The organism is Mesomycoplasma sp. (assembly GCF_056854695.1).
Genome location: NZ_JBXGGF010000001.1, coordinates 44,007 through 62,597, shown reverse-complemented (window position 1 = coordinate 62,597; position 18,591 = coordinate 44,007). Strand labels below are relative to the sequence as shown.

At 28.5% G+C, this 18,591-nt stretch carries 16 protein-coding genes, 1 tRNA gene and 1 rRNA gene; 4 read left to right on the top strand and 14 right to left on the bottom strand.

Going from position 1 to position 18,591, the window contains the following annotated elements; translation table 4 throughout:
- The first annotated feature begins 27 nt into the window (after window positions 1-27).
- Window positions 28-1,413 (top strand): hypothetical protein, encoded by a 1,386-nt coding sequence (locus ACJHWB_RS00275; protein ID WP_483132530.1) that lies wholly within the window; start codon window positions 28-30, stop codon window positions 1,411-1,413.
- On the opposite strand, the gene ACJHWB_RS00270 is transcribed toward ACJHWB_RS00275, so the two are convergent.
- The 6 genes from ACJHWB_RS00270 to ACJHWB_RS00245 all read right to left on the bottom strand — a co-directional run bounded on the left by ACJHWB_RS00270 (window position 1,397) and on the right by ACJHWB_RS00245 (window position 8,481).
- On the bottom strand, window positions 1,397-2,119 hold the full coding sequence (locus ACJHWB_RS00270; protein ID WP_483132574.1) for a hypothetical protein: 723 nt from the start codon (window positions 2,117-2,119) through the stop codon (window positions 1,397-1,399). The two genes, ACJHWB_RS00275 and ACJHWB_RS00270, sit on opposite strands and share 17 nt — an antisense overlap.
- A gap of 244 nt (window positions 2,120-2,363) precedes the next feature.
- Window positions 2,364-3,890, bottom strand: coding sequence for a 2,3-bisphosphoglycerate-independent phosphoglycerate mutase (gene gpmI, locus ACJHWB_RS00265; RefSeq protein WP_483132529.1), 1,527 nt, complete (start codon window positions 3,888-3,890; stop codon window positions 2,364-2,366).
- A 7-nt stretch (window positions 3,891-3,897) separates the two neighbouring features.
- The gene (locus ACJHWB_RS00260) at window positions 3,898-4,185 is read right to left on the bottom strand and encodes a YneF family protein (protein ID WP_483132528.1); all 288 of its coding nucleotides are present in this window, start codon (window positions 4,183-4,185) and stop codon (window positions 3,898-3,900) included.
- A gap of 2 nt (window positions 4,186-4,187) precedes the next feature.
- A complete protein-coding gene (locus tag ACJHWB_RS00255) occupies window positions 4,188-4,940 on the bottom strand; it encodes a ribonuclease HIII (protein ID WP_483132527.1) in 753 nt (250 codons plus the stop codon).
- Window positions 4,930-8,091, bottom strand: coding sequence for a DEAD/DEAH box helicase (locus tag ACJHWB_RS00250; RefSeq protein WP_483132526.1), 3,162 nt, complete (start codon window positions 8,089-8,091; stop codon window positions 4,930-4,932). The genes ACJHWB_RS00255 and ACJHWB_RS00250 overlap by 11 nt, the downstream gene beginning before the upstream one ends.
- Before the next feature lie 33 nt (window positions 8,092-8,124).
- Window positions 8,125-8,481 carry a PTS sugar transporter subunit IIB gene (locus ACJHWB_RS00245; RefSeq protein WP_483132525.1) on the bottom strand — a complete coding sequence of 119 codons (357 nt, stop codon included), beginning with the start codon at window positions 8,479-8,481 and terminating at the stop codon, window positions 8,125-8,127.
- A 67-nt stretch (window positions 8,482-8,548) separates the two neighbouring features.
- Between ACJHWB_RS00245 and trpS the strand changes: the two genes are divergently transcribed.
- From trpS to ACJHWB_RS00230, 3 genes are read left to right on the top strand one after another with little or no spacing between them, the layout of a single operon-like run.
- Window positions 8,549-9,532, top strand: coding sequence for a tryptophan--tRNA ligase (gene trpS, locus ACJHWB_RS00240; protein WP_483132524.1), 984 nt, complete (start codon window positions 8,549-8,551; stop codon window positions 9,530-9,532).
- 1 nt (window position 9,533) lies between these two features.
- Window positions 9,534-11,264, top strand: coding sequence for a threonine--tRNA ligase (gene thrS, locus ACJHWB_RS00235; protein ID WP_483132523.1), 1,731 nt, complete (start codon window positions 9,534-9,536; stop codon window positions 11,262-11,264).
- Window positions 11,257-11,673: an MAG3450 family membrane protein gene (locus ACJHWB_RS00230; RefSeq protein WP_483132522.1), complete on the top strand. Its 417-nt coding sequence runs from the start codon at window positions 11,257-11,259 to the stop codon at window positions 11,671-11,673. Before thrS ends, ACJHWB_RS00230 begins: the two co-directional genes overlap by 8 nt.
- An 11-nt stretch (window positions 11,674-11,684) precedes the next feature.
- Here ACJHWB_RS00230 and ACJHWB_RS00225 read toward each other — a convergent pair whose 3' ends face one another.
- The 8 genes from ACJHWB_RS00225 to ACJHWB_RS00190 all read right to left on the bottom strand — a co-directional run bounded on the left by ACJHWB_RS00225 (window position 11,685) and on the right by ACJHWB_RS00190 (window position 18,420).
- Window positions 11,685-11,954 (bottom strand): HPr family phosphocarrier protein, encoded by a 270-nt coding sequence (locus ACJHWB_RS00225; protein WP_483132521.1) that lies wholly within the window; start codon window positions 11,952-11,954, stop codon window positions 11,685-11,687.
- Between the two features lie 82 nt (window positions 11,955-12,036).
- Window positions 12,037-12,110: transfer RNA gene (locus ACJHWB_RS00220), tRNA-Gly, on the bottom strand.
- 170 nt (window positions 12,111-12,280) lie between these two features.
- Window positions 12,281-12,859, bottom strand: a complete 579-nt coding sequence (locus ACJHWB_RS00215) for a thymidine kinase (RefSeq protein WP_483132520.1) — start codon at window positions 12,857-12,859, stop codon at window positions 12,281-12,283.
- A gap of 15 nt (window positions 12,860-12,874) precedes the next feature.
- On the bottom strand, window positions 12,875-13,252 hold the full coding sequence (locus ACJHWB_RS00210; protein ID WP_483132519.1) for a DUF4231 domain-containing protein: 378 nt from the start codon (window positions 13,250-13,252) through the stop codon (window positions 12,875-12,877).
- 2 nt (window positions 13,253-13,254) lie between these two features.
- Window positions 13,255-13,776, bottom strand: coding sequence for a DUF4231 domain-containing protein (locus ACJHWB_RS00205; protein ID WP_483132518.1), 522 nt, complete (start codon window positions 13,774-13,776; stop codon window positions 13,255-13,257).
- Window positions 13,767-14,261 (bottom strand): hypothetical protein, encoded by a 495-nt coding sequence (locus ACJHWB_RS00200; RefSeq protein ID WP_483132517.1) that lies wholly within the window; start codon window positions 14,259-14,261, stop codon window positions 13,767-13,769. The genes ACJHWB_RS00205 and ACJHWB_RS00200 overlap by 10 nt, the downstream gene beginning before the upstream one ends.
- A gap of 10 nt (window positions 14,262-14,271) precedes the next feature.
- Complete coding sequence (locus tag ACJHWB_RS00195) at window positions 14,272-15,306, bottom strand: YwaF family protein (protein WP_483132516.1); 1,035 nt, start codon at window positions 15,304-15,306, stop codon at window positions 14,272-14,274.
- 221 nt (window positions 15,307-15,527) lie between these two features.
- A 23S ribosomal RNA gene (locus tag ACJHWB_RS00190) occupies window positions 15,528-18,420 on the bottom strand.
- Window positions 18,421-18,591 lie beyond the last annotated feature (171 nt).

Sequence of the window (18,591 nt, the reverse complement as noted above, 5' to 3'; positions counted from 1 at the left end):
TTTTGCAATAAAAATTTAATTATAAATATGATGAAAAAGCTATTAAAAAAAATTTTATTCAAAAGTATTACAATCACACCCTTGCTATCTCCGCTTGTTTTATTTAATCAACAAATAAACCAAAAACCTATTCAAAATATTAGTTTTGACTTCGATGATTTAGCCGAAAAGCTTTATTTTTATAAATTTTCCAACTATGCGGGCAGAAGTATCAAAATAGGTGTGATGCTTTATAGTCCAACTAATAAGAAAAATCAATTATTGTTAGAAAATTTACAAAAAATTTTTAATTATTTTGTTAGTAAGCCAAAAATTTTAACAGTTAATTTTAGTTCTGAACATAGTTGAGTAGAAGGTTTGGAAATCCTACATAATCAAAATGTAGAACTAATTTTACATTTATATCCTTTAAATTTAGACTTTTTACTAGAAAAAATTAGAATTAAAAATGAAGCATTTACTTTTGATGAAATTTTGAATTTTTATAGTAATACTGATGGTATAGTACATTTTTTTGATGCAGATAATGTTGTTGGAAAATCTGTTTTTACTAAACTTTCTATTTTAGCGAAAACAGAAGACAAACAAAGACGAAAGCATTCTCCGTTAACAATAACAAAAACAATAGATAGTCAAAATTCTGGTTTAATTGCTCCTCATTTTATAATTCCAAAATTGAAGTACAAAATTGAAAATCAATTTAGAAATGCAACAATAGAGTATTATCCAGCAATTGTTAGTGGGGCTTTATTTAGTCAACTATTAGCTAATTATAGTTCTTTGCAAAATTCTAAAATTAATAATGAGAACACTTGAGCAGCACTTTCTTTAAACAGTTTAAACTCTGAAAATCAAAATTTTTCTTTTAATGGAATGCATGTTGCAGAAGGTTTTGGTTATATAAATTATGAAAAATCTTTGCGTTTTTTAAAAGGGTCTGAACCAAATTCAGAACACGTTTCTCAAGATTATAACGAATCCAAAACTTTCTCTATGTTTAATATGAAAAAAGGTGATAAATTATCTGCTTTGTTATTTTTTTCTACTAAAAATGACAAAGAAATTTTTAATGATAAACCGAAAATAACAGAAGAAGCAACAACTATATGACAAAACATTTGAAATCGTTTACAATTTTGAAAGAATTGATTTCCAGATAAAACAAAAATAGTTAATCAAAAAGAAACAAAATTAAAATTTAATGATTTCGATATTTATTTAGAAGTGCTAAAAGGTTCTTGACAAGTGCTTATGGTTGCAGATTCGCAACTAACAAATTTTGACAAAATAAATTTTCAAGCTTTTGAAGATGGAGTTTATAGATTGCGTGTAGAATCTAAAAATTTTGATTCAAATTTAAATTATAAATACAATGTTTTTTGAATAATTAATACACTTAATGTTGATGCATAGTTAAAAGAATTAATGCACTAACAATTCCTAATGCAAACAAAATTAAGGTAATATGTCAAGATTTAGAAGAATCATTTCTTAAGTGTATGAATTCAGGAACTAATTCTATAATAACCACAAAAGATAGAATAGCTCCACCACTTGCATTAAATAAAGGTAAAATTCACCCTTGTTCTTGAAAAAATTTATTTGCAAAAGCACCAATAATAATAATTGGAACAAGAATTAATGTAGTTAAAATATTGTAAACAACGGATTTAAAAATAGTCTGCCCATATTGAACTTGACGGTAATGAACAATTAAAATTTCAATCAACATATGGGCAACGAAAGTACCTATTAAAAATCAATTTACGCGATCTCCTGCAGTAACTTTCGAAACTAAAGAACCTAAAATAAAACCATCAATACTTCGATGAGAAAGCAATAAAATTATAGCTAATCAAGCTTTTTTCGGATTATCCACATCTGAAAAATTTATGATGTGGTCACCATGATCATGACCATGGTGGTTGTTATGAACTTCACCGCCAAAAAAACGTACAAAAATATAACGAAATACAAAAACAGTAGTAAGTCCAACAATTGAACCACCACCAATTATTAGTGCAAGAATACTTAAATGGCTAGGTATAGTTCTTTGTTTTTCAGCAAATGTTTCAGCACCTTCAAATGATTCACGCAGAAGTCCAACAGTGGCAACCATAAGAAGCAACCCAGAACTTAGTGCATATAGATAAATATTGCTAGATGGTTTGATTTTTGGCTTAATCCAAGCAACTAAAAAAACCAATAAAATTGGGACAGCTAAAATAATAGCTAAAAATGTTCACAAGTTTACAAATACATTAAAGTAAAAATTGGAACTATGATAAATAAATGAGGAGATAAGAACACCTCTTTCTACTTGCTTTTAAAAATATAAATTCAAAATTATATAAAAAATTTTTTTATTTTTTAATAATAAGTGAATTTTGGTTCATATCAGGGTGTTTTTCAAGTCCTAAATAATCCAAAATAGTTGGTGCTATCTGTGCCAAACTACCATTTTCTAATTTTAAATTTTTATCTGTGCTAATTAACATTACAGGGAATGAAGTGTGTTTTGTAGATGGTTTGTTATTTTCATCTTCGGTTAATTCTGCATTCCCATGATCTGCTGTAATAAATAAAGTATAGTCATTATCTTCAACTCATTTAACAATTCTTCCTATTTGAGTATCTAAAACTTCACATGCTTCAATAGTTGATTGCAAATTACCAGTGTGACCAACCATATCAGGATTTGCAAAATTCATAATTACTAAGTCAAATTGACCACCTTGCTCAAGTAAAGCATCTGTGATTTCTACAGCTGACATTTGAGGCGCATCAGCATATGATTCAACTTTTAGCGAATCAACCAAAATCCTTTTGGCCTTATCAAGTTCTAACTCAACCCCTCCATCCATAAAAAATGTGACATGAGCATATTTTTGAGTTTCAGCTAACCTAAGTTGAGATAACCCTGCTTCTGAGACCACTCTTCCCAAGGGATAATTAACTTTCATTTCCTCAAAAGCAATATCAGAATCAATACCTTCATATTTCATCATTGACACAAAAACATTGGTTTTTACAGCTTTTTTAGGTTGATAATCATATAAATTTGTGCTCAAAATCAAATGTGATAATTGTCTTGCTCGATCAGGTCTAAAATTGAAAAAAATTACTGAATTTTTATCAGTTAAAAAATCAGAACTAGCTATTTCAGAATTAATTGCTGGTACAAAAAATTCATCTGTAATTTGACTAGAATATTGTTGATTAATGTAGTCTTTTACATCTACAAAAGTTTTAGCACTTTCTCCACAAATGGCTTGGTAACCTAGTTCAACACGATCAAACATTTTGTCACGATCCATGGAATAAAAACGACCTGCAATACTTGCAATTTTATAACCTGATTTTTGTGATAATTTGGCTTCTAATTTTTCTATAGAAGGCAAAATCGAACTTGGCGCCACATCTCGACCATCACCTAAAATATGAACATTGAGTTTTTTCACTCCGTATTGAGCAGCAAAATCAATCAAAGCAAAAAGATGCTCTTCATGTGAGTGCACTCCACCTGGGGATAAAAGTCCTATAATTTGCAGAGGTGTGTTGGTTTTTATTGAATTTTCAAAAGCCTTAATAAATTTTTCATTTTTAAAAAATGATTTTGTTTCAAGAGCATTGTTAATAATTGAAATTCCTGTATATACAACAAAACCAGCTCCAATTGTTAGATGCCCCACTTCACTATTTCCCATTTGACCCGCAGGCAAACCAACAAACTCGCCTGATGCTTGAATTAGTGAATTTGGATAGTTTGCAAACAAATTATCAAAATTGGGTGTTTTTGCTAAAGCAAAACCATTTCCTTGCTTATCTTTTCTAATTCCAAGACCATCTATGATGGTTAAAACGACAGTTTTTTTTTGTTTTGTGTTCATTTTTTACCTATCTTGCATTTTTAACTGAACGCATTACAGCGCGCACTTGTGCTTCAGATGGTTTTCTTCCCATTTGCATATACATTGCTCTAATCATATTTTCATTAATTGGAGGATTTTCTTTAATTTGTTTTTCAAACATTTTTTTAGAAACTACTAAAGCAATAATCCCACCGACAATAAACATAATAATTGCAACTGCAATTGTTATTCCAATTCAACCAGCTAGGGATACGCCACCTACTGTTTCACTTATGCTTTCAGTTGTTGTTGCGTCTTGTAATAATTTAATCATATTTACTCCTTATTTTTAAAATTTAATTTTTCTAAAACTTTTTGCGTGATACTAAAGTGATATTTTACATTGTTATACAAAAAATCTATTCCATGTTTTTGAATTTCTAAAATACAATAACTTATTATTTTATCAATTTGGTTAGAACCTGCTGGTAATTTAGTTTTTCATTTAGCTTCACGTCTAATCATTTTTGAACTCAAGTGCTCTTTAGCAATAATTGAGGCAGCTCCTGCTTGTTTAAGTCATTCATCTGCTTTTTTAGCTAAAATAATTGGATATTTTTCAAAATTTCAAGCTTGTGTTTTTAATTGAGTGTAAATTTTTTGCAAATATATAGAAAAACGCTCAGATGAAACAAAACCATCTATGAAAATTTGACTAATTTCTAAATTAGCAAAATAGTTTTTGGCAAGTTTTTTTAAAATTTTTAAATACAATATAGTTTTTATTTCATGAGAATTATAACCTTCATCAATTAATTTATTGTATTTATCCATATCCAAACTAATCACTTCAAATATAATTTCTTTTTTTAATTCATCAGCTATTTTGTTTAATTTATTTCCAGTTAACATTTTAGAATCAACAATTTGATTAATTAAATCAGGTTTTATATCTTGAATTTTAAACAAAGTACAACAAACTGTTAGATTAGTAAAATACTCTCCCACTCCAACTTCATCACATCCAATAATATATTTATTTGCATCAATTTTATATTCAAATTGATAAGATTTTGAATTAGCTTCCAACACGTTCCTTAATTTTTTCATAAATTTTTTTAAGCACTAATAGTTTATTTACTTTTCAACTAATATAGTCAATAATTTCCACAGGATAATCTTTAGCTTTAATGAAGTTTATATTATCCTTCAAAATCGCATAATCTATCTCTGTTGTTTTTTCAAAAGCCACCAAACAAAAAGCAATAATAATTTTATTATTTTTATCAAGAATAACAACATCGATTGTTAAATTTCCTATTTTATAATCTATTTCAATTTTTAAATTTTTGAATGTTTGCGAAAGTTTTGAAACAAAATCTGATTGAAAATTTAAAAATCGTTTATTTAGTTTACTTTTATTCAATTTATCTAAATCTTTATCAGCATAACTTAGTTGTTGTTCGGCTGATAAATCTAAAAATCGAATTCATTGTTGAAAAATATCAAGATCTTTAGAATTAGAGTTGTTTACAATATTATCACTTAAAATTGATTTGCAAATAATCATTTTTTCTTTTGCTCTAGAGGTGGCCACATTTAAAGCGTGCTTTCCACCCTTTCTCGCTATATAAGTTGATGTTAAAGAGGTTGTGGAATCGTAAACAACTGAAATAATCAATAAATCTGCTTCTTCACCTTGTATATTTTCAAGATTATTAACAATCAACTCACCTTTAGAAATTGATTTTTCTAAATCTGGATATGAGTCAAAAATAATTTTTTCAATAATATTTTGTTGTGCAGCATTAAAAGATAATAAAATAATCTTTTTATATTTATTTATATTTTCTTGAGCTAATTCAACTACCAATTTAGCTTCTTTTACATTTGTTTGATTATTTCATTGACCATCAACATTGATAACTTCTATACTTTTATTAATATATTTGTTAAAATGATTAGCTACTTTTAAATCCGACTCATAAAAATTTTTAGAATTAAATGTCATTAAAGCGGCATTTTTTGAACGGTAATTCTTATCCAATAACACACTAAAAACACCAATAGAATGCGCGTATTCTAAAAGTGAATCAATATTCCCAAATGCGTCATCTTCGTATTGGTCTGAAAACTTACTAGCAAACCAACGCACAGGTTGCATTTGTTGTTTGTCACCTGCAAATATTTTAATTTTAGCCAAATACATCAATGGGAATGCTTCTTCCAAAAACATTTGTGATGCTTCATCTACAATTAAATAATCAAATGGTTTTTTGTCATTTTCAAACATAGTTAATTCGATATCTGGTGTTATTATTAAAATAGGAAACAAAATATTGATTATTTCAAAGTGTTTTAGCAAAAATTGCTGTGGTGAAATTTTCTTATCTTGCTTAACACTCATCCTAAAATTTTTATAGAGTTGTTTTAATTTTGGATTATTGTTTATTGTAGAATTGACCATTTTAGAAATTTTGCTACAATGATACATAAATAATTTTTCATCATCACTAACTTGACTTATTTCAGGGAAAGTTAAGCTTAAAAAATCATGAATTTCCATCAAGTTAGAAAGCTCTAAATTTTCAATTTCCTCAAAAATATCTTTTAGGTTCCCATTGTAATTTTGCAATTTATCTAGAATTAATATAATATCTTCTTCAAACGTTTTTTTAAAATTTTCTAATATTTTTTCATATCATTTAGGTTTTCTTTTTAGTTGTTCTTCCAAGATATTTGCCCGAAGTTTTTTTATTGTTTTGGGAGATTGGCTTGGATTGATATTTATTTTTTTGTTTAATTTAAAAATAATTTCAGCAATTTTTAAACTAAAAATAGAATTAGCTTTTTTTATAGTATTATATGCTTTCAATTTAGTATCAACTAAATTATTATCTGAAAAAATTTTATTAATAATACTTACATATTCCTTATCAAATTCTGAAAATATAGGAATAGAATCAACATCTTCTGCTTTTTCAAAATATTCGATTAACTCTATATATTGCTGGATAGGATCATAAAAATTTTTATAATTTTCACTTTTATCATTAACAACAAATAAACAAAATAAAGACATTTTCTTTAATCTTTTTCTTAAAACGGTTAAAGCTGCTTGTTTTTGTGAACTAACTATTGCTGTTTTTTTAGTTATTATAATGTTTGCAATAATGTTTGCAATAACTTGAGATTTTCCTGTGCCTGGTGGGCCTCAAATAATAGTGTTTTGTACTAATGAAGAAATATGTGCATAATCTTGGACAAAATTAGTAGGTTGAATTTTAAAAAAACCACTCAAATTTTTTGAAAATATGGTGTTTTCAACTTGATTTTTGCAGTAATTCTTATTAATTTGTACTTCAAGTTGGTTTTGAATTTCACCACTTTGAATCATTTTTTCTAAAATTGTGTGTTGGTAACCACCACTAACATTAAACAAACCTAACACAAAACCAGGTTCAAATTTTATTTGACTTCCAAAAAGTAAATTGGTTGAAACTTTATATGTTAAATCAGGGATTTTAAAATCATTTTTAACTGAGTCCTTAAATATCGATATTAAATTGTGAATAGATAATTCGCTAAAATTAAAATCTAAAGAAAATTCAATATTAATTTTTTTTAAAAAAGCAATAATTTTATGGTTAATTTTAATTGAACTGTCGGTAATAAGAATTGGCCCAGTTGTTCCAAGAACAATATTCGCTTCTTTCACAAAAAGTGGAGCAAAAATTTTTTTATCCTCTATAGATAAAGATATATATAAAAAACCTATGTGTATTAGCCAAATATTTCTGTTTTTATTGATATCATTAGCTTTTTTAATAAAACTTTTTCAATTCGCAAGACTTGTTTGTTTTTTTTTGGTAAATAATTCTATTTGTTCTTGTTTAGTGGTTTCAAAGTCTACTGAAAATTTATTTATAATAGTAGAATTTCAATTTAAATCCATTTCATTAGCAAGGGATTTAATATCTTCGAGTTCTGAAGCATTGGATAAAAATTTTATAATTTCATCAATATTGTTATTTTGTAATGGAACAGAGGTGGATTTCTCATGTAAAACCTTTTCCAAATTTGAAGGACTTAGTAATAAAAATAAATCAAAATAAAATTTATCATCAACCTTTGTATAAATTGCAGAATCGGATTTTCGAATATCAATAAGATTTGTCAATAATCGTTCAAAAGGTTTTGTCTTATTTAATTTTCCACCATCAATATTATCATTGCTCATTATGTTCATCACAATCTCTTTTTTATTTTAAAATTAATTTAATTTATTAAGTGAATCAGAAATAAATTTAGATGTTGAACCTACAATTAAACTTACATAGTTTGCGCCAACAAAGACACCAGAAACTCCATTTATTTTTTTTAACTCATCTATATTTATGTTTTCTAATGTGTTTAAAAAAATCGTTACTCTGGAAAAAGTAAATTCAGTTTTTTTTATATTTTTACTTCCTAGTAACAAATTCACTAATTTGTTAATATCAAATTTAATATCATCTGTGTATTGAATATGGTTATTTGGCTTGTTATATTTTTTGGTCATCATTTTGCTAAATTTGCCAAAAGTAAAAAACTGAATAAATTTATAAATAAAATACGAAAATTTTTTCATAACAATGTTTCTTGAATAATTATAAATTATAACTATTATTTGACACTTATGCTAAAATTAATCAGTTATGGAAGATAGATTAGTTAGTGGAATTACAGCAACTGGAAAATTAACACTTGGAAATTTTTTGGGTGCTATTAAGCCTTTTTTAAAAATTCAAAACCAACATGAATCTTTTATTTTTGTAGCAGATTTGCATGCTTTAACTATAGATATAAATTCTAGCGAGTTGAATCAAAATAGAAAAAGCATTTTTGCAATGTACTTAGCTTGTGGTATAGATCCTGAAAAAACACATATTTTTTTTCAATCACAAATTCATGCTCATTCAGAGCTTTATTGATTGTTGCAATCAAGAACTACAATAGGTGAACTTTCTAGAATGACACAATTTAAAGATAAAAGTAAGATTCAACAAGATAATAAAACTGAAAAAGTACCCACCGGTTTGCTAACATACCCTGTTCTAATGGCTGCTGACATTTTGCTTTATAACCCTAAATATGTTCCTGTAGGTGCAGATCAATTGCAACATTTGGAATTAACAAGAAATATTGCTTCACGTTTTAACAATCTTTACGGAACTAATTTTAATTTGCCTCAAGCAATCACTGCCAAAGAAACGGCGAAAATAATGTCACTAACAGACCCTACTAAAAAAATGTCAAAATCTACAAATAATTTAAACTCTGCTATTTTTTTACTTGATAATCCTGAAATTGCTTATCAAAAAATACAAAAAGCAGTAACAGATTCTGAAAATAAAATTTATTTTTCTGACGAAAAACCGGGTGTGTCTAATTTGTTGAATATTTTTATTGGTCTTTCTAATTTGACTAAAGAGGAAACCATTAAATATTTTGAGGGTCAAAATTATAAATTTTTAAAAGAAAAAGTTGGAAATCTAGTTAAAGAATTTTTAATAGATTTACAACAAAAATACTATAAAAATATAGAAAATATAGAAAATATAGCCGCTACCAGTGCTATTAAAGTAAATAAAATTGCAAATGAAAATTTAAATAAAATAAAATCTTTAATGGGGCTTTAAAATGAAATTAAATAAAGAATTAAATATATATACATCTTACTTTTTATCTTTTGTTATTTTGAAAAACTTCCCTGAATCCAAACTAGGAATGTGTGGTGTTTCTGACGAAGGATTTTATTGTGATTTTGAATTTCCACAACCTTTATCAAATACAGATTTGCCTAAGATTTCAAAGTTAATATCTAAATTTTCAAAAAGTGATTTAGTTATTAAAAAAAATAATAATAAAACAGTAGATTTTTCAAATCAAAAATATAGACAAGAATTATTAAATGATGCAAAAACAAATTTAGACACAATTAATTTTTTTGGTATTTTTGATCGTAATGAAAAAGTATTATTTGAAGATTTTTCTATCTTTGAAATAAGTGATTTTGAAGCAAAAAATATTAAACATTTTGAATTACTAAATGTTGGTGGTGTTTACTGAAAATCTGATAGTAGAAATCAACAGCTTACAAGAATTTATGGAACTTGTTGAGAGACTAAGGAAGATTTAGAGCAATTTTTAGCTATTTTAAAAGACAGAAAAGAGCGAGATCATAGAAAAATTGGTAAAGATTTAGGAATATTTACATTTAGTAAATATTTTGGTTTAGGTTTTCCTGTTTGATTAGAAAATGGAATGAAAGTTCATAATAAAATAAAAGAAAAAATTTTATTTTTGGACAGAAAATACGGTTTTAAAGAAGTATCAACACCACATTTTGGTCAAGATTATTTATACAAAATTTCAGGTCACTTAGCACACTATAAAGATGACATGTTTAATCCTATAAAAATGGAAAATGATAACTTATATCCAAGACCTATGACTTGCCCTCATCATATTATTTTGTTTGAGCAATTAAATGTTAGTTACAGGCAATTACCATTAAGGATTTCTGAACAGTCTAGACTATATAGATATGAAAAATCAGGAGCTTTAACTGGTTTAGAACGTGTGCGTTCTATGGAACTTACAGAAGGACATATTTTTATTTCTAAAAATCAAGTTTATTCTGAATTTAGTCACTTATTTAAAATGATTTTCGAAGGACTTAAATTATTTGATATCGAAATAGACTATATTTCTTTTTCAAAAAGAGATCCTAATAATAAAGAAAAGTTTTTTGATAATGAAGAAATGTGAATTAATGCTGAATCTAGTTTAAAACAAATTTTAGATGATAATAAAATAAAATATGTAGAAAAAATTGGTGAAGCTGCATTTTATGGACCTAAAATAGATTTTCAAATAAAAACCGTTATGCAAAAAGAAATAACAGTTTCAACTCTTCAATTAGACTTTTTGTTACCTACTAAATTTAACATTAGTTTTACTAATGAGTTAAACCAAAAAGAAACACCTATTTTAATTCATAGAGGATTAATTGGAACTTATGAACGTTTTATTTCTGTCCTTCTAGAACAAACTAAAGGAGTTTTGCCTTTTTGACTTTCACCAAATCAGATATGTGTTATTCCTGTTAAAGATGAACATTCCAAATATGCTAAGGAAATTTATCAAAAATTATTTGATTTTGGCTTTGAAGTAGAATTGGACGATAGAAATGAAAGAATATCTAAAAAAATTAGAGAGGCACAAATTCAAAAAGTAAAATATCAAATTATTATTGGAGATGATGAAATAGCAAAAAATGGAATTACTTATCGTAAATATGGTCAGGAACAATCTTTTTTTACAACATTAAAAGATTTTATTGAGCAAGTAGATAAAGAACGTGTTTAAAAAAACAACCAAAATACCTGATTTTGTTTTTGCTATTTTAATTTTTTTCATACCGATTATTTTATTGTTTGGACTTTTTTCTCCTGATTTTTACAAAGAAGAAAAAATAAAATTTGGTTATTTATTCCTAATTTCTTTTTTATGTTTTATTTTTTCATTATCCATATCCTTTTTGTGAATAAAATTAAAAATTGTAAGTTTTAATTTTATTTTTTACTATCCCGTTATTAATTTTAGTTTTATATTAATTTTGTTAACATATAATTTGACGGGTAATTCCGGTTTAATTGCTTTGAGGGTTCTTTTAGTAATTTCGAGTATTTTTTTAATCATTCCTTCATTAATTTTAAAAGAAAAAATAAAAACCTCAATGATTCAAAAGTCATTGAGGTTTAAAAGCAAAAAATAGTTTTATTTATATTATAAAGAAATAAGCTTTTCTTCTATCATTAAGTTTTTAATTTCTTGAATAGCTTGTTCTTCATCTTCTCCTTGTGCTTCTATTTTGATATTTGTGCCTTCTTTCACACCTAATCCCAAAATATTCATAATAGATTTAGCACTACCAGATTTATCTCCATTAAACATTTTAATTTCTGACTGAAATTGTTTACATAATAGTGATATTTTAGATGCTGGTCTAGCATGAAAACCTTGTGCATCAATCACTTTAGCTTCAAATGATACCATTATTAATCCTTTTTTATTGTTTAAAAAATTCAAAAATAAAAAAAACAGCTTTTAGCTATTTTTTAGGTCAATTTTTTTGATATGGAGCAAGTGAAGGGAATCGAACCCTCACAATCAGCTTGGAAGGCTGAAGTTCTGCCATTAAACTACACTTGCATTGTTAATCATTTATAAACCTATTAAGAAGTTTATAAATGATTATAGATGGTTAATATATTGAAGATTTTGGCAAATCTATTTAAATAAACTATCAAATTTTGAAAGATTATTTAAATTCTCAATATCCATAATTATAACTCTTTTTTTAAAAAATAAACAAATTTTTTTTAAATTTTTTTTATTTTTGATTTTTTGCTATGACAATCTCTACAACGTGCCTCATATTCTTCTAAATCCCCAATAAGAGTTTGATCAGTAAAATTTCTATGTGTTCGAGTTGATGTTGTGGCAGCACGTTTACAAATGGCACAAACCGCTTGTAATTTAGTAATATTTTCTGCTAATGCCATTAATTTTGGCATAGGACCAAAGGGTTGACGTAAATAATCTTGATCCAAACCACTCACCATGACCCTAATCCCTTTATTTGCTAATGAATCTAAAAATTCAATAATATCATCTTGAAAAAATTGAACTTCATCTATAGCTATTGCTTGGTATTCTGCGGCTTCAAATAATTGTTGAATTTCATCAACATTTTCTACACTAAAAGTTGGTATTTTTAATCCTGAACGTGAAATAATTTCACAACTAGAAAATCTTTGGTCTATTTTAGGCTTAATTACCAAAGTGTTAATGTTAGCATATGATAATGTTCTTATGCGCTTAATTAATTCATCAGATTTTCCTGAAAACATAGGACCTGTTATTACTTCAATAATACCCTCAAAAAATTTTTTGTACATAACACCTCTTTATATCTACTCACCTTTATAAATAATTAATTCTTCAGCTATAATATCAACATTAGAATCTGGGTTTGCTAATTCTATCTTCTTTTTTTCAAAAAAATCAATTTTAGCACTATTTTTTGTATAAACATTTTCAAATACAAAAAAACTAGACAAACTGGTAACAAAAGTTACAATTGCGTTTATAAATGAAATTGCAACAAATAAGTTGATGGCAGTTGGATTAGGATTTTTAGTTATAGCATAAGCCGAAAGAATGCCGTTAAATACAGACATAACTATTAATAAAATACTACAACTTAAAAAAATTAATTTAGATATTCTTGCTTTTGTTTGTAATTGAATAACTTTTGATTCTATTTTTTGCAATAGTTCATTTTTATTCATGATTATTTCGTAGTTTTTTTTTTTTTTTTTGATTGATAAATATTTAATAAACTTTTGGGTGGAGAAATTTTTAAGAAAATTGCGTTGAAAAGTTCCATTTGAAGATTTTCACAATTTTTGTATTTTCCAAGTCTATTTTCATACAAAATTAGTTCTAATTTTAAAAAATCATTAATTTCTTGATTTCTTAGCCATCTGTTTTTAATCAAAAACAAAGCAAATAAAGCATTCACTAAACTAATGGATAAATTTATTCATAAAATAAAAATGGGTCATTGATCTACTTTGTTGCCTTGGTCATCAATATATAAAAATAAATTAGCAAAAGTTTTTAGTGTCTCAAGTTTTGGCGATGCTAGTTTAAAAATTCCCATTAATGTTGAAAAAAAGGCAAAAAAAATACTAAATAAAGAAAATAATCAAAATAAAAATTGAAAAATTTTTGCTTTAGTTAATGTTTTTTTGTATAAAAATTTAGCAAAAGATAAAGCATCAGTCTCTAATTTTGAGCTTGTTATAATCATTTTTTTCCTTCAAAAATAGCTTTTTTAATAATTTTAAATTTTAAAACAGATTTTTTAGCAAAATAAAAATCACTAATTTTGTCATAATCTTGTTGAAAATCTGAGTAAGAATAATCAGGATCTTGAGCAACTCTAAAATAAATATAACTAAGTTCTCGTTGAGCTTTTTTATAATCTTTATATTTCATAACTACTCTATAAACTGATAGAAAAATATTGATAAAAAAAGTTAAAATAATAAACAAAGCCAAAACAATAGTGAAACCCAAATCACCAATAATTGTTTTTGTTTCTGACTGAATATTATTGTATCTATGAACTTCAACAATAACAACAGCAATTGCTAAAGCAAGAACAATTATATTAGCAAAAAATAATATTCATCTAACGACTAAAGCTGCATAGTAAGCAATAATTTGATTGCGTCTAAATTGGCTTTGTTTTTGATTTATAAAATCAATAAGTTTTTCTCTATTTGTATTCATAACATTATTTTTATGATTTTTTTAAATTAAAAATTTTAAATGCTTGTTTGTTGAACTGATTTTTATTAAGAACGCTTTTTCAATTTTGTTTGGTAAAAATGTATTTAAATTTCCCATTTATATCATGTTCAATACTGAAAGAAAATTTTTCAAGCAACATTTTTAAGACAAATACTATTCAGAAAAGAATGAAAAAGATTATTGTTAAACTAAATAAGACATAAGGTCATTGCCCAATTAATTTCAATTCGCCCAAACCTACTCTTCCAAGGTAAAGTCAATTTGGATTTCAAGCAATAAAAGTTTTTGTGTCTACACTATCACTTCTTAATAATGCAAAAAATATTCAACTTAAGAAAAAAATAAATAGAGCATATACAAATGTGATTAAAATAGATTTTAATAATACTTGAGTTGTGAGTTTGTGTTTAGGAGGTTGAATAATTTGCAAAAATATTGGTAGCACTAAACAAATTAAATGAGTGATTAAAAATTCTCAGAAAAAGTGTGAGTCATAACTTCAGTGTAAACCAGGAAAAATCGAAGAAAATTTCTCCTTATCTAAAACTAAATTAGGAAAAATTCTATTTATAGTTTTAAAGTAGGTTTCTGTGGAGATACTAATTTGAGGTGAGGCCAGAGCCAAAGATGAACCTATAAAAGCTGGTACAACTCAATATTTAACATAATGTGTTTTATTAAATAATAAAGCTGTAGCTGTTGCCAAAACTAAAATTCGACACATGTGCAAAGGTAAATATTCTCATTTATTAAAATAGTCTTCAACTTCTAATAAAACAATTCTAGAAACATAAGAAAATAATCAAATAAATAAACCAATACTTAAAAAAATTATTTTAATTTTTTTAAAATTTGAAGCAAAAATATCTCGAGTTTGATTAGCATATCATGTTCTAAGCGACTTTCGAAAAAGGTATATACTAATTAGAATAACAATAGCAAAAGTAACTGGAATATAAAAAAATAATTTAGCATATTCTAATGTATTTGGGTTACCTTGTCACTGAAAATATTGTGGCAACATAAAAGAATCTCCTTTTTAATTGGTTAAAATTATTAACCTTATATTTTATCAAATATTTATTTTGTAAAAATATAAATAATTTACAAAATAAATAAAAAAAATTAACTTTTACAAGTTAATTTATATATATGTATTTAAATAGTTCTTTCAAAACTGAATAGTATATATAAATATCAATGTTGGGCATTGAAGTTTTAAAATAACCTTAAGTTATTTATAACTTTTTTAAATGTTGAATTTATTAGTATTGGTAAGCTAAATGTATTACTACACTTACACCGCCAACCTATCAACCTCATCGTCTATAAGGAATTTCATAAGGAATACTCATCTTTGAGGCAGCTTCCCGCTTAGATGCTTTCAGCGGTTATCTGTTCCGTACTTAGCTACCCAGCTATGCCTTTGGCAAGACAACTGGAACACCAGCGGTACGTCCACTCCGGTCCTCTCGTACTAAGAGCAGCTCTCATCAATATTCCAACGCCCACATCAGATAGGGACCGAACTGTCTCACGACGTTCTGAACCCAGCTCACGTACCGCTTTAATTGGCGAACAGCCAAACCCTTGGAACCGACTCCAGCTCCAGGATGCGATGAGCCGACATCGAGGTGCCAAACCTTCCCGTCGATGTGATCTCTTGGGGAAGATTAGCCTGTTATCCCCGGGGTAGCTTTTATCCGTTGAGCGACGGCCATTCCACAATGTACCGCCGGATCACTAAGTCCTGCTTTCGCACCTGCTCGACTTGTAGGTCTCGCAGTTAACCACACTTTTACCTTTACGCTCTACATATGGTTTCTGACCATATTGAGTGTAGCTTTGAACACCTCCGTTACTCTTTAGGAGGCGACCGCCCCAGTCAAACTACCCACCACGCACTGTCTCTCTTCCAGATAATGGAAGCAGGTTAGAAAATCAATTTAATAAGGGTGGTATTTCAAGGTTGACTCCACACAAACTAGCGTCCATGCTTCAAAGTCTCCCACCTATCCTACACATATTAAACCAATTTTCAATACGAAGTTATAGTAAAGCTCCACGGGGTCTTTTCGTCTTGATGCGGGTAACCAGCGTTTTCACTGGTACCATAATTTCACCGAGTCCAATGTTGAGACAGTAGGGAGATCATTGCGCCTTTCGTGCAGGTCAATAATTAGTTGACAAGGAATTTCGCTACCTTAGGACCGTTATAGTTACGGCCGCCGTTCACCCGGGCTTCACTTCAATGCTTCGCAGAGCTAACATCTTTGCTTAACCTTCGGGCACTGGGCAGGCTTCACCCTCTATACATCGTTTTGCAACTTAGCAGAGAGCTGTGTTTTTGATAAACAGTTGCCCCCCCTATTTTACTGTGACCCATAAATGGGTACCCCTTCTTGCGAACTTACGGGGTCATTTTGCAGAGTTCCTTAACATTGGTTTTCTCGCTCGCCTTAGAATACTCATCTTGGGGACGTGTGTCCGTTCTCGGTACAGGTTGATAAAAAATTAACACTAGAAGCTTTTCTTGGAAACATAGAATCGCCTAATTCATTACTTAGTTGCCTGTTCACTATGCATCACAGCTCAAAATTAATGTTAAACGGATTTGCCTATTTAACTTTCTAACTGCTTACCCTCCTAATCCAATAAGAAGTAAGGTTATCTTTTTTCGTCACTCCATCATTTTTTTACCAAGTATAGGAATATTAACCTATTGTCCATCGAATACGCATTTCTGCCTCTCCTTAGGCCCTGACTAACCCTGGGTGGACGAACCTTGCCCAGGAAACCTTCCCCAATAGGCGTCGAAGATTCTCACTTCGAATCGTTACTCATTCCGGCATTCTCACTTCTAATCTCTCCACTAGTGTTCACACTCTAGCTTCAATGAAATTAGAACGCTCTCCTAACGTATGTTTATAAAACATACCCGTAGCTTCGGTATTGTGTTTGAGTCCCGTTACATTATTGGCGCAAGATCTCTTGACTAGTGAGCAATTACGCACTCTTTAAATGGTGGCTGCTTCTAAGCCAACATCCTAGTTGTTTATGAAATCTCACAACCTTTCTCACTTAACACAATTTTGGGACCTTAGCTGACGATCTGGGTTGTTTCCCTCGCGAGCGTGGACGTTATCACCCACGTTCCGACTGCATAGCTTGTTTTTAATGGTATTCGGAGTTTGATTATAGTCAGTACAGCTAGGTGCCGCCATTCCACATTCAGTGCTCTACCCCCATTAAATAGTACTACACGCTAGCCCTAAAGCTATTTCGAAGAGAACCAGCTATCTCCAGGTTCGATTGGAATTTCACCGCTATCCACAAGTCATCCGGGCACTTTTTAACGTACTACGGTTCGAACCTCCACTTTGTTTTACCAAAGTTTCACTCTGCTCATGGATAGATCACCTGGTTTCGGGTATATGCCAATATACTAATTCGCCCTATTAAGACTTGGTTTCCCTACGGCTCCGCTTTTTTCTGCTTAACCTTGCATATTAACATAACTCGCCGGACCATACTGCAAGATGTACGCCATCACACATTAACGTGCTTTGACTACTTGTAAGTAAATGGTTTCAGAATCTATTTCACTCCCCTCTCGGGGTTCTTTTCACCTTTCCCTCACGGTACTTGTTCACTATCGGTGTCTGATTAGTATTTAGCCTTACCGGGTGGTCCCGGCGAATTCAGACAGGGTTTCACGTGCCCCGCCCTACTCAGGATACATTTATGAGATTTTACAATTTCGCATACAGGAATGTCACCTTCTATGTTGAAGCTTTCCAACTTCTTCTGCTATTATAAAATTTTTTTACTCAATTAAAATGTCCTATAACCCCGTTAAACGGTTTGGGCTCTTCCCCATTCGCTCGCCACTACTAAGGGAATCATTATTTATTTTCTTTTCCTGTTGTTACTAAGATGTTTCAATTCACAACGTTTATCGTCTATTTAACTATGGATTCATTAAAAAGCAATTAAGGTTTACTTAATTAGGTTTCCCCATTCGGAAATCTCCGTATCATAGCTTATTTCCAGCTCCACGAAGCTTATCGCAGGTAATCACGTCCTTCATCGACTTTCAGACCCAAGGCATCCACCAAATACTCTTACTTATTTAAAAAAGTTAATTTGTAACTTTTGTATAGCCTATCGTTATACTAAAGATAAATATCTTAAGGTATTTTAAATTGTTGGAATATGTAAATAATTACATATTTGTAAATTTATTATACTATTCAGTTTTCAAAGAACTATTTCATTAGATCTCTCAAAACTAGATACATAACCATTT